28 protein-coding genes and 1 pseudogene are annotated in these 25,753 nt (G+C 35.3%); 11 read left to right on the top strand and 18 right to left on the bottom strand.

The features are described from left to right. The first annotated feature begins 139 nt into the window (after positions 1-139). Both A6J68_RS04510 and A6J68_RS04505 read left to right on the top strand, forming a co-directional pair. Positions 140-775 (top strand): MBL fold metallo-hydrolase, encoded by a 636-nt coding sequence (locus tag A6J68_RS04510; RefSeq protein ID WP_000708402.1) that lies wholly within the window; start codon positions 140-142, stop codon positions 773-775. Then, the gene (locus A6J68_RS04505) at positions 772-1,482 is read left to right on the top strand and encodes an alpha/beta hydrolase (protein ID WP_001022577.1); all 711 of its coding nucleotides are present in this window, start codon (positions 772-774) and stop codon (positions 1,480-1,482) included. The genes A6J68_RS04510 and A6J68_RS04505 overlap by 4 nt, the downstream gene beginning before the upstream one ends. 69 nt (positions 1,483-1,551) lie before the next feature. On the opposite strand, the gene A6J68_RS04500 is transcribed toward A6J68_RS04505, so the two are convergent. The 6 genes from A6J68_RS04500 to A6J68_RS04470 form a co-directional block, all read right to left on the bottom strand. Then, a protein-coding gene (locus tag A6J68_RS04500) for an IS3-like element IS861 family transposase (protein ID WP_370657101.1) occupies positions 1,552-2,897 on the bottom strand; the annotation gives its coding sequence in 2 pieces (ribosomal slippage) (positions 1,552-2,441 and positions 2,441-2,897; 1,347 coding nt in all). A 73-nt stretch (positions 2,898-2,970) separates the two neighbouring features. Further along, the gene (gene ftsX / locus A6J68_RS04490) at positions 2,971-3,900 is read right to left on the bottom strand and encodes a permease-like cell division protein FtsX (RefSeq protein ID WP_000236202.1); all 930 of its coding nucleotides are present in this window, start codon (positions 3,898-3,900) and stop codon (positions 2,971-2,973) included. Next, positions 3,884-4,576 (bottom strand): cell division ATP-binding protein FtsE, encoded by a 693-nt coding sequence (ftsE, locus tag A6J68_RS04485; protein WP_001173889.1) that lies wholly within the window; start codon positions 4,574-4,576, stop codon positions 3,884-3,886. Before ftsE ends, ftsX begins: the two co-directional genes overlap by 17 nt. Before the next feature lie 18 nt (positions 4,577-4,594). Next, positions 4,595-5,693 (bottom strand): peptide chain release factor 2 gene (gene prfB, locus A6J68_RS04480; protein WP_011324939.1). Its coding sequence is split into 2 segments (ribosomal slippage): positions 4,595-5,620 and positions 5,622-5,693, totalling 1,098 coding nucleotides; the frame shifts between segments, so codons are not numbered across the junction. Positions 5,694-5,761: 68 nt separating this feature from the next. Then, positions 5,762-6,886: a tRNA epoxyqueuosine(34) reductase QueG gene (queG, locus tag A6J68_RS04475; protein WP_000351633.1), complete on the bottom strand. Its 1,125-nt coding sequence runs from the start codon at positions 6,884-6,886 to the stop codon at positions 5,762-5,764. Positions 6,887-6,975: 89 nt separating this feature from the next. Next, positions 6,976-8,907, bottom strand: coding sequence for a fructose-bisphosphatase class III (locus A6J68_RS04470; RefSeq protein WP_000064641.1), 1,932 nt, complete (start codon positions 8,905-8,907; stop codon positions 6,976-6,978). A gap of 151 nt (positions 8,908-9,058) precedes the next feature. Here A6J68_RS04470 and A6J68_RS04465 point away from each other — a divergent pair. Further along, positions 9,059-9,919: pseudogene (locus A6J68_RS04465) on the top strand (metallophosphoesterase). A 44-nt stretch (positions 9,920-9,963) separates the two neighbouring features. On the opposite strand, the gene A6J68_RS04460 reads toward A6J68_RS04465, so the two are convergent. Both A6J68_RS04460 and A6J68_RS04455 read right to left on the bottom strand, forming a co-directional pair. Next, positions 9,964-12,648, bottom strand: coding sequence for a calcium-translocating P-type ATPase, PMCA-type (locus tag A6J68_RS04460; protein ID WP_000910750.1), 2,685 nt, complete (start codon positions 12,646-12,648; stop codon positions 9,964-9,966). A gap of 343 nt (positions 12,649-12,991) precedes the next feature. Then, positions 12,992-13,378, bottom strand: coding sequence for a DUF1934 domain-containing protein (locus A6J68_RS04455; RefSeq protein WP_000764119.1), 387 nt, complete (start codon positions 13,376-13,378; stop codon positions 12,992-12,994). Positions 13,379-13,453: 75 nt separating this feature from the next. On the opposite strand from A6J68_RS04455, the gene A6J68_RS04450 reads away from it, so the two are divergent. From A6J68_RS04450 to A6J68_RS04425, 6 genes are all read left to right on the top strand, one after another. After that, positions 13,454-14,770, top strand: a complete 1,317-nt coding sequence (locus A6J68_RS04450; protein ID WP_001003542.1) for an HD domain-containing protein — start codon at positions 13,454-13,456, stop codon at positions 14,768-14,770. A gap of 71 nt (positions 14,771-14,841) precedes the next feature. After that, a complete protein-coding gene (gene yidA / locus A6J68_RS04445; protein ID WP_000200660.1) occupies positions 14,842-15,654 on the top strand; it encodes a sugar-phosphatase in 813 nt (270 codons plus the stop codon). Next, positions 15,654-16,874 (top strand): aminoacyltransferase, encoded by a 1,221-nt coding sequence (locus A6J68_RS04440; RefSeq protein ID WP_001873937.1) that lies wholly within the window; start codon positions 15,654-15,656, stop codon positions 16,872-16,874. The genes yidA and A6J68_RS04440 overlap by 1 nt, the downstream gene beginning before the upstream one ends. A 12-nt stretch (positions 16,875-16,886) precedes the next feature. Next, positions 16,887-18,098 (top strand): aminoacyltransferase, encoded by a 1,212-nt coding sequence (locus tag A6J68_RS04435; protein ID WP_000285510.1) that lies wholly within the window; start codon positions 16,887-16,889, stop codon positions 18,096-18,098. An 18-nt stretch (positions 18,099-18,116) separates the two neighbouring features. After that, positions 18,117-19,352, top strand: a complete 1,236-nt coding sequence (locus tag A6J68_RS04430) for an aminoacyltransferase (protein WP_001185383.1) — start codon at positions 18,117-18,119, stop codon at positions 19,350-19,352. A 187-nt stretch (positions 19,353-19,539) separates the two neighbouring features. Then, entirely contained in the window at positions 19,540-20,472 is a 933-nt protein-coding gene (locus tag A6J68_RS04425; protein WP_105253163.1) for a dihydroorotate oxidase, read from the top strand. Positions 20,473-20,515: 43 nt separating this feature from the next. Here A6J68_RS04425 and A6J68_RS04420 read toward each other — a convergent pair whose 3' ends face one another. Next, complete coding sequence (locus tag A6J68_RS04420; protein WP_001290370.1) at positions 20,516-20,713, bottom strand: hypothetical protein; 198 nt, start codon at positions 20,711-20,713, stop codon at positions 20,516-20,518. 405 nt (positions 20,714-21,118) lie between these two features. After that, positions 21,119-21,298 carry a hypothetical protein gene (locus A6J68_RS04415; protein WP_000965651.1) on the bottom strand — a complete coding sequence of 60 codons (180 nt, stop codon included), beginning with the start codon at positions 21,296-21,298 and terminating at the stop codon, positions 21,119-21,121. Positions 21,299-21,456: 158 nt separating this feature from the next. On the opposite strand from A6J68_RS04415, the gene A6J68_RS11675 reads away from it, so the two are divergent. Together A6J68_RS11675 and A6J68_RS04410 are read left to right on the top strand one after the other, a co-directional pair. After that, entirely contained in the window at positions 21,457-21,582 is a 126-nt protein-coding gene (locus tag A6J68_RS11675; protein ID WP_017285425.1) for a hypothetical protein, read from the top strand. 135 nt (positions 21,583-21,717) lie between these two features. After that, positions 21,718-21,888 carry a hypothetical protein gene (locus tag A6J68_RS04410; RefSeq protein ID WP_000356856.1) on the top strand — a complete coding sequence of 57 codons (171 nt, stop codon included), beginning with the start codon at positions 21,718-21,720 and terminating at the stop codon, positions 21,886-21,888. A gap of 40 nt (positions 21,889-21,928) precedes the next feature. On the opposite strand, the gene A6J68_RS04405 is transcribed toward A6J68_RS04410, so the two are convergent. The 8 genes from A6J68_RS04405 to A6J68_RS11480 all read right to left on the bottom strand — a co-directional run bounded on the left by A6J68_RS04405 (position 21,929) and on the right by A6J68_RS11480 (position 25,752). After that, on the bottom strand, positions 21,929-22,129 hold the full coding sequence (locus A6J68_RS04405; RefSeq protein ID WP_000076696.1) for a CsbD family protein: 201 nt from the start codon (positions 22,127-22,129) through the stop codon (positions 21,929-21,931). Between the two features lie 154 nt (positions 22,130-22,283). Next, on the bottom strand, positions 22,284-23,243 hold the full coding sequence (locus A6J68_RS04400; RefSeq protein ID WP_000829578.1) for an Abi family protein: 960 nt from the start codon (positions 23,241-23,243) through the stop codon (positions 22,284-22,286). A 338-nt stretch (positions 23,244-23,581) separates the two neighbouring features. After that, positions 23,582-24,301, bottom strand: a complete 720-nt coding sequence (locus A6J68_RS04395) for a peptidoglycan amidohydrolase family protein (RefSeq protein ID WP_000236382.1) — start codon at positions 24,299-24,301, stop codon at positions 23,582-23,584. A 1-nt stretch (position 24,302) separates the two neighbouring features. Beyond that, positions 24,303-24,641 (bottom strand): phage holin, encoded by a 339-nt coding sequence (locus A6J68_RS04390; RefSeq protein ID WP_001001962.1) that lies wholly within the window; start codon positions 24,639-24,641, stop codon positions 24,303-24,305. A 1-nt stretch (position 24,642) separates the two neighbouring features. Continuing rightward, complete coding sequence (locus A6J68_RS04385; RefSeq protein ID WP_000564987.1) at positions 24,643-24,939, bottom strand: hypothetical protein; 297 nt, start codon at positions 24,937-24,939, stop codon at positions 24,643-24,645. A gap of 9 nt (positions 24,940-24,948) precedes the next feature. Further along, positions 24,949-25,110, bottom strand: a complete 162-nt coding sequence (locus A6J68_RS11485; protein WP_000222556.1) for a hypothetical protein — start codon at positions 25,108-25,110, stop codon at positions 24,949-24,951. Positions 25,111-25,172: 62 nt separating this feature from the next. After that, positions 25,173-25,589 carry a DUF1366 domain-containing protein gene (locus tag A6J68_RS04380; protein WP_001873936.1) on the bottom strand — a complete coding sequence of 139 codons (417 nt, stop codon included), beginning with the start codon at positions 25,587-25,589 and terminating at the stop codon, positions 25,173-25,175. Positions 25,590-25,599: 10 nt separating this feature from the next. Then, positions 25,600-25,752: a hypothetical protein gene (locus A6J68_RS11480; protein WP_000391486.1), complete on the bottom strand. Its 153-nt coding sequence runs from the start codon at positions 25,750-25,752 to the stop codon at positions 25,600-25,602. Between the last annotated feature and the right edge of the window lies 1 nt (position 25,753).

The raw sequence follows: 25,753 nt of genomic DNA, 5'->3' as shown, positions 1-25,753 counted from the left end.
TGATTACTTTTATGATACACCTTTATGAAAACGGTGTCAAGAAATTGCTGTGAGATCCCATATTTTCTGAAACTAGTTGCCATTTATTTTCCGCCACTCTTTTTTTAACAAAGTCTTGATTTTTTGGTACACTATCATTATGAAAATCTATAAAACAATAAACCACATTGCTGGTGAAAATACTTATTACCTCGTTAATGATCAAGCTGTTATCCTCATTGATCCAGGGAGCAATGGCCAAGAAATCATTGCTAAAATTAAATCCTTTGAAAAACCTTTAGTGGCTATCCTCTTAACTCATACTCACTATGATCATATTTTTAGTTTAGATTTGGTCAGAGATACTTTTGATAATCCACCTGTTTATGTTTCAGAAAAAGAAGCCGCTTGGCTATCTTCCCCAGATGATAATTTATCTGGGTTAGGCCGTCATGATGATATCATTAATGTTATAGCAAGACCGGCAGAGAACTTTTTTAAATTAAAGCAACCCTATCAACTAAATGGTTTTGAATTCACAGTTTTACCAACACCTGGTCATTCTTGGGGAGGAGTCTCATTTGTTTTCCACTCAGATGAATTAGTCGTTACTGGCGATGCTCTATTTCGTGAAACTATCGGTCGTACTGACTTACCTACCAGTAACTTTGAGGACCTCATTACTGGTATTCGCCAAGAACTATTCACCTTACCTAGTCATTATAGTGTTCACCCAGGCCATGGCATGAATACAACTATTGGCCACGAAAAAAACTTTAATCCTTTCTTCCAATGAACATAAAACGTCACTCTATTTTTCTTTGGTTAACAACAAGTATCCTTGCTATTTTAATGGCCGTCGGGATGACCATTTACTTCAATACTTACCAAGCCTCCCCATTAGCTAGGAGAATTGCTAAAACCGCTACAAACCATAAGAACTACCTTCTTTTTAGAAGCAAGGGTAAGGTAAAAGCAAATATTATTTTCTATCAAGGGGCTCTTGTGGAAGAAGAAGCTTATTCTCAACTTGCTAGAGATTTAGCTGATAAAGGGTATAATACCTATATTTTGAAGACACCTTTAAATTTGCCAGTTTTATCACCTTATAAAGCTAAAACAATTATTAATCAGAACCACTTAACTAATGTTTACCTTGCTGGACATTCTTTAGGAGGAGTTGTTGCTAGCCAAAATGCCAAAGTAGCCCCTGTTAGAGGGCTCATATTATTAGCTTCCTACCCTTCAAGTAAATCCGACCTATCTCATAAAAAGTTAAGAGTACTCTCCATTACAGCAAGTAACGATCATATTTTAAACTGGGAAAAATATGAGGAAGCTAAAAAACGCCTCCCAAATTCAAGTACTTTTCGAACTATTGTCGGGGGAAACCATAGCCGATTTGGTAACTACGGACATCAAAAAGGGGATGGTAAAGCTACCCTTTCTCACAAATCATCTGAAAAACAATTGGCTACGTTTATTTCAAATTTTATCCACTAGCATGATATCTACAATTAATAAAAAGAGATGAAATAGATGTACTGACCCCCAAAAGTTGGACAATTTATTTTAAGTGAAGGATTTAGTTCTGTATTGCACAGGACTAAGTCCTTTTAGTTTTGCTTTGATTCGCTTGTTGTTGTAGTAAAAAATGTAATCTGTGATAGCTTGCTCAAGGTCATCAAGTGATTTGTAAGACTTCTCCAAGCCATAGAACATCTCAGACTTTAGAATCCCAAAGAAAGATTCCATCATACCGTTGTCAGGACTGTTCCCCTTCCGTGACATAGAAGGACGAATGCCTTTGTCCTCCAGAAATTGATGGTAGGACTTGTGCTGGTACTGCCAGCCTTGGTCGCTGTGGAGAATGGTTTCGCTGTATGAAGCCGCAGGAAAAGCCCTCTCAAGCATGGTTTGAACCTGTTTCAAGGCAGGAGACCGAGACAGGGTAAAATCAATTATCTCACTGTTATAGCCATCAAGAACAGGCGATAGATAAAGTTTCCCTTCAGGTAAAGCAAACTCCGTCACATCGGTATAGCACTTCTCATAGGGCTTCGACCCCTCAAACTGGCGTTGAATCAGGTTATCAGCCTTCTTACCAACCTCACCTTTGTAAGAGGCATACTTGCGCTTACGACGAATACGAGCAGTCAAGCCCATACTTTTCATCAAGCCTTGCACCCTTTTGTGGTTGATGACAAAGCCACGATTTCGCAGTTCTAAATAAATCCGACGATAGCCATAGTTTCCTCTATGTTCATCATAAATGGATTGAATGTCAGATTTGATTGCTTTGTCTTTATCTGGTTTATTCAGTTTCTTTAGTTGATAATAGTAAGTTGCACGAGCTATCTTAGTTATCTCAAGTAAGAGGTCTAGTCGGAATCCTCCTGTGACCATTTCTCTAATTGTTTCTGCCGTTCGCTCTGTAAGGCTTCGTCCCTCAAGCGCAAATCCCTCAACTTTTTTAGAAAGGCATTCTCCGTTCTCAAGCGCTCATTTTCTTCCTGAAGTCGCTCGAGCTCTGTCATTTCTTCCCAAGTTTTCTTACGCTTACGTCCCATTTTACTCGGTCTCCCTCTTGTTTTCTCAACAATAGTATAACCATTTTTCTTAAATTGGGAAAGCCAATTTGTGAGTATAGAACAATTAGAGAGAGCATAATCAAGAGAAACAGAGAGTTGAGAACAACCATGAATCAAGACTTTATCTATCATTTCCTGCTTTAATTCAGGTGGATAATACTCATTTCTACCTTTTTCGACGATTTCTACACCATACCGATCCATGAGTTTTATCATGTATTTAAGATTCGAGATACGAACATCATATCGTTGACTAATCTGAGACCAGGACATCCCGATCTTTCTTAACTCGTATATTTCTAGTTTATCTTCATAACTTAATTTCATCAGAAAAGCACCCCAATCGTTAGATTTTTTGTCTAACTTTTGGGGTGCAGTTCATAGATTTCATCTCTTTTTATTAAATCTTAAGGTAACGTCTCATTGATAGGACAGATCCAAGTGAGCCAATAATAATACCAATAATCACCATACCACCAATAATTGCTGGAACCATAATATCCATAGGATACAATGAAACATGGCTTGTCTCAAATTTTGGATTAAACTTGTTAAACACAAATTGATAACCAAAATAGAAAATCAGCGATGGAACGATAGCCCCTAAAATCCCTACCCAAGCACCTTCAAAAAAGAACGGTCCTCGAATATAAGAATTTTTAGCGCCAACTAATCTCATGATTTCAATATCTGTACGGCGTGACATAATCGACATACGAATAGTATTTGAAATCAAAAAGATAGCAAGGACAATTAATAAGGCAACACCACCAAATCCCCATATACGGATGTTATCTGTGAGATTAGATAGTTTTGTTGAATCAATAGGTTCTTTAGTATAATCAACACCTTCAATGCGTCCAATTGCTTCACTGACACTCTTAGAAACTTTTGCAGAACTTGTCCCAACTACGTAAACATCTAACAAAGCATCTTTGTAGGTATCATCAATAACATCTGAACCATACTCTTTTTGAACTTCTTTTAATTGTTCAGCTTTACTTGAATAAGTGACTTTCTCTACACCAGAAATACGTTTAATCTTGTCATAAACTTTATGATAATCAGGATTATCTTTTAGCTTTCCGTCCTTATCTTTGACTTGTTTTTGAGCATCCGTTGAGTCAACATTTAAAAAGGCACTGATAGTAAAATTACCTGAAACATCAGTTGTTAACTTTTCAACATTCAGTAAAACTGATGAAAACAAGCCTACAAGAAGTAATGTTATGGTAACTGATGTTACAGAAGCAAAAGTCATCCAAAAGTTACGTTTTAAGTTTTTAAGCGATTCCCAGAAATGTCTAAAGAAATTAATCATGATAACCATATTCTCCCTTCTCTTCATCTCGGATAACGCTACCTGCTTCAATCTCAATGACACGATGACGAAGTGTGTTAACAATTTGACTATTGTGTGTTGCCATCAAAACAGTCGTTCCTTGAAGGTTAATACGTTCCAATAGATGCATGATTTCCCAAGCGATTTCTGGATCCAAATTACCAGTAGGTTCATCTGCAATTAATAATTTTGGATTATTAACAATCGCACGTGCAATTGCCACACGTTGTTGTTCTCCACCAGATAACTGTGTTGGAAAAGAACGCATCTTGTGTTTTAAACCTACTAATTCTAAAACTTCTGGCACGCGTTTTTTAATATGACGGCGCTTAGCTCCAATAACTTGCATCGCAAACGCAACATTCTCATAAACTGTTTTTGTTGGTAGTAATTTATAATCTTGGAAGACAACTCCAATACTACGACGTAAAATAGGAATTTGACGACGTTTGAGTTTATTGAGATTGAATTCCCCTACCTTTAATCTACCTGAACTTAATTTTTCTTCACGGTATAGGAGGCGAATCAAGCTAGATTTACCAGCACCTGACGGACCAACTAAATACACAAACTCACCTTGCTGAATTGATAAATTTAAGTTTCTCAAGGCAGTTGTTGAACGGCGATACTTTTTAGTAACACCAGACATTTCTATTAGTGCCATGTTTCTCCTTCATTATTTTTAGTCTTCAATGCGCCACTTAAGGTAGGCATCAATAAAGCCATTGATTTCTCCATCCATAACCTTATCTACCTGAGCAAGCTCAAAGTTAGTACGATGATCCTTCACCATCGTATAAGGGGTGAAAACATAAGAACGAATCTGACTTCCCCAAGTGATTTCTTTTTTATCACCCTTGAGAGCATCTACTTCTTGTGCTTTCTTTTCTTGTTCTAACTGATATAGCTTAGCCTGCAACATCTTCATAGCGCGATCGCGGTTCCCATATTGAGTACGGTCAACGGTAGACGATACCACAATTCCAGTTGGAATATGCGTCAAACGAACACCTGTTGATACTTTATTGACGTTCTGACCACCAGCTCCTCCGGAACGGAAAGTATCCATTTTAATGTCATCATCACGTACTTCTACTTCAATCGTATCATCTAACTCTGGCATCACTTCAACTGAAGCAAATGAGGTATGACGACGTTTAGCCGAATCAAAAGGTGATATACGAACGAGGCGATGAACTCCCATTTCTGATTTCAACAAACCATAAGCATTGGGACCTTCAAAAGAGAGGGTAACCGATTTAATACCAGCTTCATCCCCTGCTTGATAATCCAATACTTCTACTTTGAAACCATTAGCATTGCCAAAACGGGTATACATTCGTAAGAGTAAATCTCCCCAATCTTGCGCTTCAGTTCCTCCTGAACCAGGATGGATTTCTAAGATAGCATTATTGTGGTCATAAGGCTCAGATAAGAGAAGCGTCATTTCATAAGCACCCATTATCTTATCTAGCTGCATTAGATTTTCTTCTAATTCTTCTTTCAAAGAATCATCTTCGTCAAGCATCTCAAGTAAGAGTTCTGTTTCGTCAGATAATTCTTGCATATTATGGAAAGTATCATACTTACCTTTTAACTCATTCAGTTCTTGAGATGTCTTTTGCGCTGCAATATTGTCATTCCAAAAGTCTGGCTCAGTCATTTGATTTTCAAGAAGAGCAATCTCCTCTTCCAAACGATCTAAGTCAAAGAGACCTCCTGAAGCTAGTCAACTTCTCTTTATTTTCTACTATTTTTTGGCGAATTTCAGCCACTTCCATGAGATTTCTCCAATCTTTGTTAATCTGTTTTATTTTATCATAAGGTTCTTAAAAATACCATAAAAGGCTTAAAATTGCCATTTATGACGGATTAATTCCAACTCTTTTCGGCTATCTTCATCTTTTAAGGTTAAATTACTCATAAACTCCAGTATCTCATCGTTTGGTTTTTTGACAATTTCTCCCAATGCCCATATAGCTGTTGCAGTATGAATAGGGTTATTATTTTTATCAATAATCTCTATTAATTTAACCACTGCGGTTTTATCATGAGCATTTGCTAGCGCAATAATGGCATTACGCTGTAAAATATTTTTACCTCGCCAACTTCCAGCAATCATACCAAATTTTTCTTTAAATTGTCCATTTGATAAACTCAAAAATGGTATTAATTCTGGTTGAGCCAACTCAGGATCAATCTCTGTCGCCAATGGATTATTTATACCTTTGTTATAAGGACAGCAAATTTGGCAAATATCGCAACCATAGATAACTGTTTTAATCTTTTTTCGAAACTCTATGTCCATCATTCCCTTATCTTGGGTTTGAAATGATAGACAACGCTTGGCATTCATTGAGCCATCACCAATTAAACAAGAAGTTGGACAGGCATCTAGACAACGACGACAGTCACCACAATCATAATCGACAGGCTTGTCTGGCTCGATCTCTAAATTGGTAATTAATTCTCCCAAAAACATATAAGAGCCATATTCTTTAGAAATAACTAGACCATTTTTTCCTATAAAACCAATACCTGCTCTTTGGGCAACTGCAGTATCAACTAAAGCTCCAGTATCGACCATTGCTTTTTGTTGCAAAGGAAAATCTCGACAGAGCTCTTCAATGCCTTTTGATAGTCTGTCTAACTTTTCGCCGACCACATAATGATAATCAAGCCCCCACGAATTAGGTGTAATTTTTCCTCGTTTATAAGGTGTTTTTTGAGGTTGCTGAGGAAGTTTGTGAGGATAAGCAACGCCAATTGAAATAATCGTTTTAGCCGATTCTAAAAGCCTTTCAGGGTAGATACGATCCTCTATGACTTTATGTTCAAATCCTGAATTGCGCCCCTCTTCCACAGAAGCACGCAATGACTTTTCCAAATAATCAAAGTTATCTGCCGTCGTAAAACCAATTTTAGAGATACCAATTTCTTTTGCTAATTTTTGAATTTCTGCCTTTATGTCCATAATATTATTTTAAGTCAATTTAATAAAAGAGACAAGGTAAGAAACTGAAAAATTAAATCCTACATATCAATTAGTAAATTACTTAAACACTAGTCATCATATTCCTGAAAATGACGATAAAGGTGATCTAAGTCTTTAATCTCTTTGGTTAACTTTTGTCCAATAGTTGTATCTTTTACAAGAATCCTATCCTTGGCTTCTTCTACTAATCGCTTCGTATCAATGATATAGTTGGTTCCACTTAAAACTTCCTCAATGGATGTAAAAGGAAGGTGTGAAATTAATTGTATCCCATAGCTATTATAAATCAAAGTGTAGCCAGCTAAACCTGTATTTTTCTGATAACCTTTGGCAAAGCCACCATCAATTACTAACATCTTACCATTTGCTTTTATCGGTTGCTCACCATTTTTTTCTTTGACTGGCGTATGACCATTGACAATATGTCCAAACTTAGGCAAATCAAACTCTTGTAAAAGGGCAGTGCAAATATCATCTTTATCTCTCAGTTTAAAGTAGGGATTTTTTCTTTCTTGATGAGTTACTTTGTCGGAAACATAATAGCGCTCAAAAGTAGTCATGGCATTCTTACCAAAAAGAGAAGAATTTTCACCACACCAAAGATACCAAACGATATCTGTCGCCAAATCATCATGTTTCTCTGGTCTAGCATATGCTAGACGTATTTGACTTTCAAATAAATCCAGTAAATCCCTACCACCATAAGTTTTTCCTGCAATTTTAAAGCTTTTAAAATCACCATTACTATGCATTGGTATGCAACCATGGAATAAAAGATTATCATTATAGGTTAAATACATACTTCCTTTCTCAAATAGGAAATCAATATGTTTCTTTAAACTTTCAGAAGTCTGGAAGGCTATCATCAATTGTTGTAAAAGCTCTTCTTCCTCACTTGTTAATCGACTGGGATTTTTCGAATCAATGCATCTACTATTAAAATCTTTAAGTTGATGCACAACTCCCTTTATAGATATACTTAAATCTTTATAATTTACCTGGTTAATAAGTTGTCGATTATGCATTTGAAATTCTGGACGCCTGTCAATCAATTGGGCTTCCAATTTAAACTGTAAAATTGCTGTTGCTTGTTGTATCATATTTAACAAATCTAATTCATCTGGATGAGTCATTTCCTCTCCATCTAATATGGGGGCGAAAGAAGGTAGAGGTTCATAGTAACGGCGTGAGTAATCAACCAAGCGACGCAAATTGATACCATATCGGTCTTCAATTAAAGTAATATTATTATAACGTGCAGCAATACGGATAACATTTACCATACAAAGGTAGGAACCAGATGCTGCTCCCATCCAAGTGACATCATGGTTCCCCCATTGGATATCCAAATTTGGAAAAGCCATTAACCTATTCAAGATACGATCAGGATACCTACCACGATCGTAAATATCCCCTACAACATGTAAATGGTCAATGATTAAAACTTGAATTGTTTGGGATAATACTATAATTAAATCTTCTACTTGGTCTAATTCAAATAATTTTTCAATAATAGTATCAAAATAGCTTTTCTTCTCTGGGTTACGGTCAATCTCAGCTAAAAGTTCTTCGATAATGTAAGCAAACTTACCTGGCAATTGCTTACGTACTTTAGATTTTGTATATTTACTAGAAAAATATTTTAAAACTTGTATTTGTAACGGAATCATTTCCCATAACTTCGTTTTATAAGCACTTACTGACAAGTTCATTTTATCGAAGGCTAATTTTTCCTTTGGGTAATAAAGCAGTATACAAAAATCATCTAAATCAACAGCAACTATTTTCTGCCAATCAAAGCAGTCTAATAATTTAGCTCTAATAGACCCTGCACCTGTCCGTAAGAGATAATCAACAGCATCGTATTCCCCGTGTAAATCACTAATAAAATATTCCGTCCCTTTGGGTAATTGACAAATAGCTTCTAAATTGATCATTTCTGTTACGATATCTTCTTTTCGAGGAAATTTTTCTTTCAAGAGCTTATAAAAATTAGACATGAGACCTCCTTAAGGCACCTTAAATATAAAGCTTCTAAACACAATTATGAAAGCGCATTCTACAATGACATATCTATTATAGAATGACTTTAAAACTATTTCAAAAATTTACTGTTTATCTCTTTGAACTACAATATGGTACAATACCCTTATGACCAAACTTGCTATCATGAGTGATTTACATATTGACCTCAATCATTTTTCTACCTTTGAGACGAAAACGTTAATTAATTTGCTTAAGAAAGAAAAAATTGATCACCTCCATATCGCTGGGGATATATCTAATCATTTTACTAAAGATACACTTCCCTTTATCAATAACTTAAAAAAGCATATTAAACTTAGCTATAATTTAGGAAACCATGATATGCTTGATTTAACAGAAACAGAAATCCAACGCCTTGACTTTCAAACCTATCGATTTGACAAAAAAATGCTACTAGCTTTTCATGGCTAGTATGATTACAGCTTTTCAAATAATAGAGATATCAAGGATGTTGAAAAATTAAAAAAGACTTTTTGGTTTGATAGACGTTTAAAACGTCCAAATAATGATGTAACTATCCAAGCATCAATTTTAAAACGCTTAGACGAAATATTAGCAAAAGTCGATTCTTCAAATATCATTATTGCTATGCACTTTGTTCCCCATAAACAGTTCACGATGACTCATCCTAGATTCTCTCCTTTTAATGCTTTTTTGGGGAGTCAGGCTTATCATGATTTATTCCAAAAATATCATATCAAAGATGTTGTTTTTGGTCATGCACACCGCTCATTTGGCGACGTTAAAATTGGAGAGACTACTTATCATTCTAGACCACTTGGATATATTAGAGAATGGAATTTAACTATTGACTTTGTCAATCAGAATCCCAATCATAACCCTAATTTAACCTGGAATCTTAGCAAAAGGCATAATGCCGTTAAGCATTTGGATAGTTTTGAAAACTATCCAAAAAAATATTTTGAAGACGAATTACGCAACTCTATGACAATATTTGATTGCTAAAAAACTCACTTAGATATTCTAAGTGAGTTTTTTTATCAGCTAAACTAAATAGCTTTTTCGTCTTGTCCTAATTTACGTTGGATAAATTTAACAATTTCCGTTAACACTACCATCAATAAACTTCCGATAACTACAGTTAACCATTGTGTTGAACTTAAATGAGTTACATGGAAAAGTTTATTAAATCCAGGAACAACAATAGTCACCATCAAAAGAATGAAAGCTACTGGAATAGACCAGTTAAAGGTTCTATTTTTAAAAGCTCCAACTGTAAAGATTGATTGGTAAACTGATTTAACGTTAAATGCATGTACCAATTGGATTAAACCAAGCGTTGCAAAGGCCATCGTAAGGGCATCTGCGTGAATCATGCGATAACCAGCATGTTCTGGATACATCAATGCCCAACCATAGACACCAAGTACTAAGATAGTTTGTAAAATACCTTGATAGATAATAGCTCCCATAACACCACCATCAAAGAAGTTTGACTGGCGACCACGAGGTTTATGTGTCATAACTCCTGGTTCAGCTGGCTCAACTCCAAGAGCGATAGCTGGAAGAGTATCTGTTACCAAGTTAATCCAAAGAAGGTGAACCGGTGCAAGTACATCCCATCCTAATAAAGTTGCAAAGAAAATTGTAAATACCTCTGCCATGTTGGCTGAAAGAAGATATTGAATAGATTTTTGGATATTTGAGAAGACTTTACGTCCTTCCTCAACAGCCACAATAATAGTTGCAAAATTATCATCAGCAAGAACCATATCAGAAGCACCTTTGGAAACTTCTGTACCAGTTATTCCCATACCAATACCAATATCTGCTGTTTTTAGCGATGGAGCATCATTAACACCATCACCAGTCATGGCAACGACTTTGCCATCGTTTTGCCAAGCTTTCACGATACGCACTTTATGTTCAGGAGAAACACGTGCATAGACAGAATATTGTTTAAATACTTTTTGAAACTCTTCGTCACTTAATTCATTAAGTTCAGCACCCGTAAAGACATGATCTTCTGTGTCATTTGCATCAATAATACCTAGACGCTTTGCAATAGCTTCTGCAGTATCTTGATGGTCCCCGGTAATCATAATCGGACGAATTCCTGCTTCTTTAGCAACTCGAACAGCTTCTGCCGCTTCTGGACGCTCAGGGTCAATCATTCCCACTAAACCTGAGAATACTAAATCTGACTCAACAATATCAGTCTCTAAAGTTGGAATTTGTGTTTCATATTTATAAGCCATCATCAAGACACGAAGAGCTTGTTTTGCGAGTTCTTTATTGGTATTTAGGATAGCCTCTTTATCTTCAGCCGTGATATCACGAACCAAGCCATTATCTTCAATTTTAGTAACTCGTTTTAATAATTGATCAGGAGCACCCTTGACTGCGATAAAGTAGCGACCATCTGATTCTTTATGAATCGTAGACATTAACTTACGATCTGAATCAAATGGTAACTCAGCGACACGTGGTTCATTTTTCAAAACTTCACGGACATCAAAATTCTTATCTAAACCAAATTGTACCAGTGCAGTCTCTGTTGGGTCACCGATTAATTTTCCTGAAGGATCAATCTTAGTATCGTTGGAGAAATTCATAATACGTAAAGTGTTATTATCAACTGAAATTTCTTCCGAAGATGATTGGAGAACGCCATTAGTATACACTTTTTCGACAGTCATTTGATTCATTGTCAGAGTACCAGTCTTATCCGATGCAATGATTTCTGTAGAACCTAAAGTTTCAACTGCAGGGAGTTTACGAACGATAGAATTACGTTTAGCAAGAGTTTTTGTTCCCATTGATAAGACAATCGTAACAATTGCAGGAAGCCCTTCTGGAATAGCTGCAACTGCTAAAGCAACTGAAGTCATCAATCCTTCAATCCAACCTTCTTTACGGACAAATATCCCCACTAAGAAAGTAATAACCGCAATAATCACGATTAAGTAAGTCAATAATTTAGAAAGTTGAACTAAACTTTGTTTCAATGGTGTTTCAGATTCATCAGCATTTGCCAACATATCAGCAATTTTACCAACTTCAGTATACATCCCTGTGTTAGTAACAACACCATATCCTCGACCATACGTGACATTTGAATTTTGATACGCCATATTCACACGATCACCAATACCTGCATCCTCTGCTACTACTTGAGATATGTCTTTCTCAACAGGTACTGACTCACCAGTTAGAGCTGCTTCTTCAATTTTTAAAGACGCGGCTTCTAAAAGTCGTAAATCTGCGGGAACAACATCTCCTGCTTCTAACATAACGAGGTCACCAGGAACTAGTTCTTTAGAATCCACCTCAATAGTATGACCATCACGACGAACACGCGCAATTGGGCTTGACATATCTTTGAGGGCTTCAATAGCTGCTTCGGCTTGCCCCTCTTGATAAACACCAAAAGCTGCATTTAAGATAACAACTGCCAAGATAATCAATGCATCCGTTAAGCCATGCATACCTTCCGTAATAACAGAGAGAGCTGCAGCAACCAGTAAGATAATAATCATTAAATCTTTGAATTGGTCAAAAAACTTAGCTATTAGACTACGTTTTTTCCCTTCTTCAAGCTCATTGCGACCATACATCTCTAAGCGATTTTTCGCTTCTGTTGTTGATAATCCTTCACGAGAAGATTCTAAAGACGTTAGAACCTCTTCTTGACCTTGTGTGTAAAACAAGGATTTTTTCTGTTCTTTTAACAAAACCTTTCCTCCTTTGGTCTCTCCACAAACAAAAAGAGACCTGTTTTTATGAAAACAAGTCTCGCTGTTTAAGACAACGCCGGAAATTTCTTTCGTAATGACGACATTGCCACGGTAAACCGTCTGCTACTCCCTTGATATGTTAATCATTGTAACAGAAAAAAATCCATTTTTCAATTAATTATCCTTGCTATCACTAATAATCTCAAGGGAAAAAACGAAGTTCATCTAGTCGAAATAAACCATACTGCAGTTTATCAAATAAATGGCTCTCATAAAGAGATCCCAGCGTCTTCAGTAGACGAAATTCATAATGACTACTCTTTTGTTAATGGTAATTATCTCAATACCATTGAATCTTTAATTCATAATTTGCAAAACAGGCTCCTGTCTCCGTTTGCTTAAGGACATAATTGATGTGCAACCTTTGCTGTGACAAATCAAACTGATAGTGACTTGTCTCTGTAATCAAATGTTGAATACCAAGTGGAGTGGGGATATTAACCAAAGCAGGCGTTTCACGATGAAAACGCATTACAGACTTAGGATTTGAAAACCTCGTCATAAGCAATTCCTCATGATTTGCCTTAATAACTACTCTCTCGCCCTCAGCATTAATATAATTCAAATAAACGTAACTTCCTTTTTCAATAAATTGACAATCGTGAATCTCATGAATCATTTCGGTTTCGTTGTCAATTTGAATGTTATTGTTAATTTCTAGTTTCATGACTTCTCTCACTTCTTTTATCCTTCTATTCTACCAATTTCTGACTCAAGTTTCAATTTTTGCTATAATATATATATGAATGAAAAAGTATTTCGTGACCCCGTTCACACTTATATCCATGTAAATAATCAAGTCATATATGACTTGATTAACACTAAAGAATTTCAACGTTTACGACGCATTAAACAAACCTCAACGACTTCTTTTACCTTCCATGGTGCAGAGCATAGTCGTTTTTCACATTGTCTCGGAGTTTATGAACTGGCTCGTAAAGTTACAGAAATCTTTGATGAACATTATTCTGATCTTTGGAATAAAAATGAGTCCCTGCTAACGATGGCTGCCGCCCTACTACATGATATCGGACATGGCGCATATTCTCATACATTTGAGCGTCTCTTCAATACTGATCATGAAGCTTACACTCAGGAAATCATCACCAATCCTACCACAGAGATTAATGCTATTTTACGAAAGGTGGCTCCTGATTTTCCTGATAAAGTAGCTAGTGTTATTAATCATAGCTACCCCAATAAACAAGTTGTTCAATTAATTTCTAGTCAAATTGATTGTGATCGAATGGACTATCTTCTCAGAGATTCTTACTACACTGCTGCTAGCTATGGACAATTTGATTTAACACGAATTTTACGCGTTATTAGACCAACCGATTCTGGAATTGCTTTTGCTCGTAACGGGATGCACGCTGTGGAAGATTATATTGTTAGTCGCTTCCAAATGTATATGCAAGTTTATTTCCATCCAGCCAGTCGTGCTATGGAATTACTCTTACAAAATTTACTAAAACGTGCTCGCTTCTTATTTGATACCCATCGCGATTTTTTTGAACAAACTTCTCCAAATCTTATTCCTTTCTTCACGGATCAATATGATTTACAAGATTATTTAGCCCTAGATGATGGGGTAATGAATACTTACTTCCAATCTTGGATGCAAGCTGATGATAACATTTTGGCAGATTTAGCTAATCGTTTTATCAATCGAAAAGTCTTTAAATCAATTACCTTTGAAGAGGCTGATAAAGAAAATCTAGTTAAAATGAAAGAACTAGTCTCACAGGTTGGTTTTGATCCCGATTATTACACTGGTGTCCATGCTAATTTTGACTTACCTTACGATGTTTATCGGCCTGAACATTCAAATCCACGAACAGAAATTCAAATTATCCAAAAGAATGGACAACTTGCTGAATTATCAAGCTTATCACCGATTGTAAAAGCATTAACTGGATCTAATTATGGTGATCAACGTTTTTATTTTCCAAAAGAAATGTTGACATTAGATAGCCTATTTTCAAGTACAAAAGAAGAATTTCAATCTTATATCACAAATGAGCATTTGACACTCACGAAAGATAATAGCCATTCATGACAAACCCTTTATTTTTTAGTAAGATATAAGGTGAGTATTTTAGGATATTGAAATAAAGAGTGGGAGATAAAATGACTTCAATTAAACTTGTTGCCGTAGATATTGACGGCACCCTATTAAATAGTAAGCGTGAAATTACACCTGAAGTGGCTAAAGCTGTTCAAGAAGCAAAATCAAAAGACGTTAAAATTGTTATTGCTACAGGACGTCCAATCATCGGAGTCCAAGATCTTTTAGAAGAATTGAAACTCAATGAAGAGGGAGATTATGTTATCACCTTTAACGGCGGTCTAGTTCAAGACACAGCCACAGGAGATGACATCATCAAAGAAACCTTAACCTATGAAGACTATCTGGATTTCGAACTGTTAGCGCGTAAATTAGGCGTCCACATGCACGCCATTACAAAAGAAGGAATTTACACAGCGAATCGTGATATTGGTAAATATACAATACACGAAGCAACTTTAGTTAATATGCCGCTCTTCTATCGTACTCCTGAAGAAATGGGAGACAAAGAAATCATTAAACTAATGATGATTGATCAACCTGACATCTTAGATGCAGCAATTGCTAAAATTCCAAAAAAAGTTCTCGATAACTACACCATTGTAAAATCAACTCCTTTTTATTTAGAAATTTTACCCAAAAACGTTAATAAAGGCACTGCACTTCTCCACCTTGCAGAGAAAATGGGATTAACTGTAGATCAAACAATGGCTATTGGTGATGAAGAAAATGACCGTGCTATGCTTGAAGTTGTTGGAAATCCTGTTGTTATGCAAAACGGCAATCCTGAACTAAAAAAAATAGCAAAATATATCACCAAATCAAACGAGGAAAGTGGCGTAGCCTACGCACTACGTGAATGGGTAATAAACTGATGTATCATGTTACCGTTGGAATATCCGAAAAAGAATATGATGCCTTTGCTATTGCATCGTCTCAAACCAATCTCCTCCACTCTTCAAAGTGGGCACAAGTAAAATCAAATTGGCAAAATGAACGTTTAGGCTTTTATAAAGATGACCAATTAGTTGCTGTAGCTAGCATCTTAATTAAATCATTACCTCTTGGTTTTACAATGCTTTATATTCCACGTGGACCTATTATAGACTACAGCAATAAAGAATTAGTTGGCTTTGTGTTAAAAACACTAAAAAACTTTGGACGAAAGAAACGTGCTGTTTTTGCAAAATTCGATCCAGCACTTCTTCTACGTCAATATCACCTTAAAGAAGAGAATGTCGCCGAAGAGATAGATGAAAGTAGACAGGCAATTGATAATCTTAAGTCAGCAGGTGCCCAATGGATAGGTCCAACGAAAGCCATTTCCGAAACCATCCAACCACGTTTTCAAGCGAACATCTATACCAAAGCAAATATAGAAGAAAACTTTCCAAAACACACTAAACGTCTGATAAAAGATGCAAAGCATCGCGGTGTTCAAATTTATCGTGCCAACATTGATGATTTACCTAAATTCGCCACGGTTGTAGCATTAACCGAGAATCGTAAAGGTGTAGCTTTACGTAATGAAAACTATTTCCATCAACTAATGACAATTTATGGAGAAGATGCCTATCTCTATTTGGCTAAAGTCAATCTTCCTAAAAGATTAGCGCAATTTAAAGAACAACTTCTTCAAATCCAAAGAGATTTATCAGAAACTCCATCCCATCAAAAAAGTCGCCTGACAAGGCTAAATCAACAAGAAGCTTCTGTTAAACAATATATCCTTGAATTTCAGGAGTTTAGCAAGAAATATCCAGATGAGCCTGTCATTGCAGGAATTTTGTCCATTCGTTTTGGCAATGTCCTGGAGATGTTGTATGCTGGTATGGATGATAGCTTCCGTAAATTTTATCCACAGTATCTCTTGAATGCTAGGGTGTTCGAAGATGCTTTCAAAAACGGTATTGTATCTGCTAATCTAGGCGGTGTCGAGGGAAGTCTTAACGATGGTTTAACAAAATTTAAAAGTAACTTCAATCCAATGTTTGAAGAATATATTGGCGAGTTTAATCTAGCAATCAATCCATTATTATATAAATTGGCCAACCTAGCCTATACTATTCGAAAAAAACAAAGACACTCTCACTAAGAAAGGAAACTCATGTATAGAGAAATTACCGCTGTCGAACACGATCGCTTTGTGAGCGAATCCAACCAAACAAACCTACTTCAATCTTCTAATTGGCCCAAAGTAAAAGACAACTGGGGTAGTCAATTACTTGGCTTTTTTGACGGTGAAACCCAAATTGCCAGCGCTAGTATTCTCATCAAATCACTTCCTCTTGGCTTCTCCATGCTGTATATTCCGCGTGGACCAATCATGGATTACTCCAATCTAGATATTGTAACTAAGGTCCTTAAGGACCTTAAAGCTTTTGGCAAAAAACAAAGAGCTCTCTTTATCAAGTGTGATCCTCTCATCTATTTAAAAATGGTCAATGCCAAAGATTTTGAAAATTCGCCCGATGAAAAAGAAGGGTTAATCGCCATTGATCATTTACAGCGTGCAGGTGCTGATTGGACTGGTCGGACAACAGATTTAGCTCATACTATCCAACCACGTTTTCAAGCAAACCTATATGCTAATCAATTTGGACTTGATAAAATGTCTAAAAAAACTCGTCAAGCTATTCGAACTTCCAAAAATAAGGGAGTAGATATACAATTTGGTAGCCATGAACTACTTGAAGATTTTGCAGAGTTAATGAAAAAAACAGAAGACCGTAAAGGGATAAATCTTAGAGGAATTGACTACTACCAAAAACTCCTTGATACGTATCCTAATAACTCATACATCACAATGGCTTCGCTAGATGTTGCAAAACGATTAGAAAAAATAGAAAAAGAATGCCAGATAGCTCAATCTGAAAGAATAAAATCACTTGAACTTAATCGTGAGAAAAAAGTTAAACAACACCAAGATACGATTGATCGATTAAATAAAGAAATTGATTTTCTCAAAGAAGCTCAAAAAGCCTATGACCGAGACATTGTTCCATTGGCTGCAACCCTCACTCTAGAATTTGGTAATACATCAGAAAATATTTATGCTGGTATGGACGATTACTTCAAATCTTATTCTGCTCCTATTTACACTTGGTTTGAAACAGCTCAAAGGGCTTTTGAACGTGGAAATATTTGGCAAAATATGGGGGGGATTGAGAATGACTTATCTGGTGGTTTATATCATTTTAAGTCTAAGTTCGAACCAATCATTGAGGAATTTATTGGAGAATTTAACATTCCAGTGAACAGATTGCTTTATAAAGCCTCTAATTATGTCTATGCCTTACGCAAAAAACGTAATAGCTAGTTAGGAAAGGATACTTTTATGGCGCTTAAAGAATTAACAGCTAAAGAGTTCGAAAGTTATTCAGGAAATTACGATTTACAATCGTTTATGCAAACCCCTGAGATGGCAAAGCTTCTAAAAAAACGTGGGTATGACATTACCTACATGGGCTACCAAATCGATGGGAAAATGGAAATCATCAGTATTGTTTATACCATCCCAATGACTGGTGGACTTCATATGGAAGTCAATTCTGGTCCAGCCCATTCCAATTCTAAATATCTGAAACATTTTTATAAAGAACTACAGAACTATGCCAAATCTCAGGGCGCTTTAGAATTATTAATTAAACCTTATGATACCTACCAAGAGTTTACTGGTGAAGGTGAACCTAAAGGTGCACCGAACACCTATCTTATTGATGGCCTGACTAGTATAGGTTATCACCACGATGGGCTTCATATTGGTTATCCTGGCGGTGAACCTGATTGGCATTATGTTAAAAATCTAGAAGGTATCACTCCTCAAAATCTTCTTAAATCTTTCTCTAAAAAAGGACGCCCCTTGGTTAAGAAAGCCATGTCTTTTGGTATAAAAATACGTGTCCTCAAGCGGGAAGAACTACATATCTTTAAGGATATTACTTCTTCTACTTCTGATCGCCGGGACTATATGGATAAATCTCTAGATTATTATCAAGATTTTTATGATAGTTTCGGAGATAAGGCGGAATTTGTCATTGCAACTCTAAACTTTAGGGAATATGATCATAACCTACAATTAAATGCAAAGAAATTGGAAGAACAGATTACAGTCCTTGATAATCGCCATCAAAATAATACAGATTCTGCCAAATACCATCGTCAACGTACTGAGCTTGTCAATCAACTAGCTAGTTTAGATAAACGTCGCAAAGAAGTCGAACCTTTTATTCAAAAATTTGGAAATCAAGATGTTGTTTTAGCTGGTAGCCTCTTTATTTATAGCCCTAAAGAAACTGTCTATCTTTTCTCTGGCTCATACACAGAATTTAATAAATTTTATGCGCCTGCAGTTCTTCAAGAATATGTTATGCAAGAGGCTCTAAAGCGTCAATCAACTTTCTATAATTTTTTAGGTATTCAAGGAAATTTTGATGGTTCAGATGGCGTACTTCGCTTTAAACAGAATTTTAATGGTTACATTGTTCGTAAAATGGGTACTTTCCGCTACTATCCAAATCCATTAAAATATAAGAGTATTCAATTACTAAAGAAAATCTTACGCCGAACATAAAAAATAAGCTTACATAAGCTTATTTTTTTATGCATTATAGAAAGCAACATTTATTTCTTTACTATTATTGTTTACACAAATAATAACGTTCGTTATTTAGCGAAATTTTATTACCAATATCATTATTTTCTTGCCGCTCTGTTAATCAAGTGATAAAATAGTAAAAATTTATCTTCAGGAGGATATTATGGTATCGCTAAAAACGGAAATTGCTGGTTTTAGTTTTGACAATTGTTTGATGAATGCAGCGGGTATTTATTGTATGACTAAGGAAGAGTTATTAGCTATTGAAAATTCTGAAGCTGGTTCCTTTGTTACAAAAACAGGTACCCTTAAAGCTAGAGAGGGAAACCCTCAACCACGTTATGCAGATACTGACTGGGGATCAATTAATTCTATGGGACTCCCTAATAAAGGTATTGACTATTATCTTGATTTCGTGACTGAATTACAAGACCAAGACAATAGCAAAAATCACGTTTTATCATTAGTAGGTTTATCACCAGAAGAGACACATATTATTCTTAAAAAGGTTGAAAACAGTAGTTACAATGGCCTGATAGAGTTAAATTTATCGTGCCCAAATGTTCCTGGAAAACCTCAAATTGCTTATGATTTTGAAATGACTGACCTCATCCTTTCAGAAATCTTTAGCTATTATCAAAAGCCATTGGGCATCAAATTACCACCTTACTTTGATATCTTTCACTTTGATCAAGCAGCTACAATTTTTAACAAATATCCTTTAGCTTTTATTAACTGTGTTAATTCTATCGGAAATGGACTTGTTATTGATGATGAAACTGTCGTTATAAAGCCTAAAAATGGCTTTGGAGGTATCGGCGGTGATTTTATCAAGCCTACCGCCTTAGCTAACGTCCATTCTTTCTACAAACGTTTAAATCCTTCAATTAAAATTATCGGAACAGGTGGTGTTAAAAACGGCCGTGATGCCTTTGAACACATTCTATGTGGAGCTAGTATGGTCCAAATCGGAACCGCTTTACAAAAAGAAGGACCAGAAATTTTTCAGCGTGTAAGCAGAGAGTTAAAAGAAATAATGGCTGATAAAGGCTATCAATCATTGGAGGATTTTCGAGGACAACTTAATTACCTTTAAAAATAATAAAAGAGCAAACCTTGTTTGCTCTTTTATATTGATTTTACCAATCTTTATCAAATTCACGTTCTTCACGTTCCTCGGGTGTTAAATCATCCTTTACAGGCTTTGTTATGATGTTTCCTTCATTATCTACTTTAGGTTTTATCGTATTCATATATAACTTTAACAGAGCTATCTTTATAATAGCGATAATAACAAAAGCAATAAGGATAATTAATAGTATAGCTTTTTCTGACATTCTCTTTCGCAACCTCTCTTTTAACTTATCTTTTAGGAATTATAACATCACAGTTAAGATAATTCAAGGGTATGCTCTAACACATTTGAAACTCTAAATTCCTTTGAGCTCTCTAGTCGTTTATTGAGTATTGGATATAAAAAAGAACCTTGTCGCTATCAATAAACATTGATATGACAAGGTTTTTCTAGACGAATTATTTAACAGCGTCTTTAAGAGTTAGTTTTTTCGGTTGGCATTATAAGGTCTAAAACATATCTATATAAGTCGTTATGAGTAGTAAACGTAAAAGTCGTATCATTGTTAACATAGATTAGTTTTTAACTTATGCCCCAAATTCGCCCCAACTATAATATGCTTTTTTGTGGGGCAGGCTATTGATAGCTGCTTATGTCACGACGAACATTACTCCAATTCTCTCATAACATCTTCCACTCTCTCAACTGTCACAACCTCTTCTTCTCTCACTTTTTCGTGTGGTAACACATAATCAAATATCTTTCCGTTTTTACGCACAACCATCACTGTATCACTGCTGATATATCCTTTTTCAATCGCTTCTTTAAACTCATCTATGTATAACATATTTTATCCTCCTCTCTATCTATTCGTAAAAAAATCCTAAAAATAGACAATTTTAAATTTTTCTGTTCTGATAGACAAAAAAAGATAAATATTTTTAAAAAAAGTATTGAGTTTATATAGTACATGTATTATAATTAATATATAGAAAGGAGGAAGATATGAGAATATCAGAAATTGCTGATTTGCTTACTTCAATCGGAACTCTGTTGGTTGGTATAGCAAGCATAATCACAGCAATAAAAAAAGAACCTAAAAAGAAAAACCGGCCACGGAGATTCAAATAAGGTTCTAGTAGTAGTTTGGGGCTCAAGCCCCTTGCCACTACTGATAGTATATCATATCTAAGACAAATATGAAATATTTGATTATTTTCGCGATTTGTTTAGTTGTATTTTACTTTATTAATAAGGATGATTGAAATGGATAAAGAATTAACACCTCAAGAAAAAGCAAATAAAAAGTGGGCAGAAAACAATAGAGAACATAGAACCTATCTATCAAAACGATCTACTGCTCGTAGTTTTATTAACAAAAATGCTACAAAAGAAGACTTATTAGAATTAAAACAATTAATTGAAAGCAAACTCTAGACACACAAAAAACCGCCCTCAATTAGAGAGCGGTTAATATTTATTTCAGTTTTTCTTTGACAGCATCTACTGCCTCTTCAACAGCATCTTTAGCATCATCTGCTAGTTCTTTGCCTTTAGCAATTGTTTTTTCGACAAATCCTTTTGCTTCTAACTCTTTATCACCGGTTAGCTTCCCTGCACCTTCTTTAAGACTGCCTGACGCTTGTTCAACTTTTGCTTTTAGTTTTTCTTGTGACATAATGTGGCTCCTTATTATTTTTATTCTATGGTAACATTTTGATTATTTCTAGGCAAATAAAAAAGCAAGAACCGCTAGTGTCAGGCGATTCTTGCTAGTGTGATTATCTCATGATTATGCGAGGGTGTCAATAAGGGGAAGAGAAATCCAAGCGTCAGCCTCTAAAGTTTTTCTTTTTTTTGATTTCCTTTATAGTGTTCATTGATGCAAAGCCATAATATTTTGCTGTATCCTCGTCCTTAATAAGTTTATGCAAAGAATCAATGATATCTCGAAAATGGTATTTAGGATTTATTTTACCCATCATTTCCAAGACAATTAAGAAAGGTAGAGCAATCCTGTTTGAAAAAACACCTTCTTTATACTCAAACAAAAAATCTTTCCACTCTTCTTTTAACTTAGAGACAGTTATAAATTTAAAATCTATGATATTTGAATTGTGGGCGCAAATATTACGGGCTAGATTAATACATTTTAACCAAGAAATTAATTCAGGATTACTACATGAAAAAGTGCTTGAAATTTGAGTTAAATTAGTTGTTGACATCAATTCTAGCAAATTAACCATCTGCCCAAATGTTAACATATTTACCGCTAGCCAAATAGGAGGATATTTTTGTCTGTCTAGTTTTAATTTTTCATCCAATTCAGAGGATGATGCTTTTCTTAGCTCTCTTTTTAACTGTTTTTTAAAGTTATTTTCACTATAGGAAAGGTAGTGTTTGCAATACTCTTCTTTGTTACACCACTTAGAAAAATCTAGATAGCCATAGCTTCCTAAGCCGTTTTTCCCCAGAACATAGGCGATTTTTGTTTTTATTGCTACTTCAATATCTTCAATCGCATGGAGTAAATTTAATCTCAAATTCTTATCCTGATAATATCTAGATATAACTATCTCAAATTTCGTACCCTGATAATCTATTTTTTTCTTTTGTCCATCTTTTTGAATTTTTGCAAAAGGCTTTGCAAATTCTTTTATTTTGTAGTAAGAAATCACAGATAAACTATACTCTGCTTTACTTTTAGCTTTTCTTCCACTAAAGACAATACCTCTAGATTCCAAAAGTTCAACTTGTTCTCTGTAACTTTTGTGTTGAAAATTTTCCGCCATGAAACACCCTCAATTTTTTAGCAAAAAAACCCCCCATCAGAACATGTCTGCGCGTATGCGAGGGAGGCCATTGATATTTATATATACATTATATATTTTTATATAGCTTATTGTCAATGATTTTCCCTTTATATAATTAAACTTTTTAATAAAATATATTTTTCATCCAGTAAAAGGCACCTAAATACCTCCTGAAAAATCTGTTCAAAATAATAAACAGCCCCCGCAAAAGCGAGGGCATTTGTCTTATCTAAAGGAATTTTACCTCCTAAATTGTTTTTTTAGTTGCGGTGTAACTTACACCATTAACAGACCGACATTTATATCGCTCTGTTGGTTTACATATCTGTTGCATCAATTAAGTAAGCATCTTCTACCCACTGATTAGACTGTGGAGCGCCTATCCTTGCCCAGCCTTTTACTTTTTCGTAAACTCGAACTCTAGTACCAGCAACAAGCAACTCCTTATCAGTGCTATTGACGTCAGGCTTGGACTCAACGTAATAATCTTCTGAAATTGTTGCTTCGTAATATGGCATATTTGAATTACTTAGCGGTGTGTTAACGTCTAACTCTTTTTCAAATTTAGATACAACTGATTTATTATCAACCTTAGCATTTGACTGTTTCCCAGAGTAACGATAAGCGTAAACATACGGTTGACCATTATATCCCCAGATTTCATCATGGTTATTCACTGTAATTGAGTTATAACCATAATTACAGTGAATAATATTGTCTGGATCAACAAACATACCAGTATGTCCAAAAGCTCCAGCCGAAGCCCCACGTTTACCCCAAATAAAAATATCACCTCTTTGCGCATTCCAATTAGTATTTTCTGCAATAAGAACATAACCGTTTTTTATCAACCAATCGTGCTCATATTCTGTATTTACTGCCCAGCCATTATCTGATGCGCCTGCTGAGCGTAGAGCAAAATAGACAGAGCTAGAGCAATCGTAAGATGAAGGACCATTTCGATAGTCCATCGAGTAAGTAACTTTACCTTTTCTAGATGCCATCCATGCGATAGCTTGCTCAATATTAATTACCATATTATTGACCTTTCTTCCACTCATCATTCATGCGTTTAACCGCAGCTTCGATAAAAGTTTCAAGTTGTGTCTGTGTAAGATTAATATTATATTGCGATAAACCATCAATAACAGCGGTTTTAGCTTCTGTTAGCTTATCTTGTCCCTTGATACCACCAACTTCCGCAGATATTTGTTCAACTGCCTCAACAGCATTACGAGCGACAATTTCTGCGATTTTAACAGCTTTTTCTCCACCTTTTTTTATAAGTAATTTTTTTACTTCGTGCGTGAGAATACCTGCGATGATACCAAAAATTGGTACTGATACTGTAATGATTTGTGTTGTAAATTCGTTCATGTTATTTCTCCTTATTATTATTAAATAATGTTTTGATTTGCTCTTTATTGATGATGATATCATCCTCGACACGACCTAAACGCTCCTCGTGACGATCAATAACAGCTTTTGTAATCTCTCGGTCTCTATCTATATTTTTGAGCTCGTATGCTAGTTCTTTGAGTGAGTCCTTGAGCTGAGCCATAGCAATCTCGTTAGCTTCCATTGCTTTTTTAAAGGGATTAACAATAAATCCCCATACTCCCAAAATAGATAAAGCAGCACCTGCAAAAGCGCCAACTTGCACAAAATCTATCATTAAGTTACCTCACTCTGATTCTTTATCAGTAACTTTTTGACTAAGTAACTCAAGCACAACATCTCGTAAATTAAATAATTTAGGTACTGCTTCGAAATCACAAATACCATTCGCAACACGACGGTACCAAACGTCAACAATAAGATGATCTTTTTTAAAAGTATATGTCATATTAAATTCTCCTTTTTTTATTAAATAATATAGTGTTATAACGGTATTCAACGTTAATTCCATTAGCTTGATTCCATCGATGTAGACGGCACGGAAAGGCTAGATACACTTGATGTCACTAAGTCAGTTAACTCGACAACTGCTTTATCAACTTTAAGCTGCATATCTTTTGTTGCTTGCGACATCTTAGAAATTGCCTCATCAGCCTCTGCAATTTTTTTGATTAAAGTTACTTTGTCAGCTTTTAGTTGCTCAATATCTTTTACAGACTCAAGCATTGCGAAATCAACGACATTTTCTTTTGCAAAAGTTTCAAGTACAAGTCTTATCAGTGATTGATTATCCTTATCAACATGATTACCAATTAGCTCTTGTGGTAAATATGTACCATCGTCGCCTTGTAAGCGTACATCCGTTTTTACAACCACTCCATCTTGATAGATTGGAAATGGTTTTCCAACAATGTTCCATTGTTTCATGTTACTCACCTCACTTTGCTCCTGGCTTAGTTATCTCATCTAATTGCTGATTTAACTCAGCAATTTGTAATTGTAATTGCTCATTTTGAGCTTGTAGAGTTGCTTTATCTAAAGATAATTGCGCTATTTGTAAAGCTAAATTTGATTTTATTTTTTCTTCCATT

The organism is Streptococcus sp. 'group B' (genome assembly GCF_002073795.1).
GTDB classification, from domain to species: Bacteria; Bacillota; Bacilli; order Lactobacillales; family Streptococcaceae; genus Streptococcus; species Streptococcus agalactiae.
Note: the sequence above shows the minus strand (reverse complement) of the source record. Positions and strands in the feature narration are given on the sequence as shown.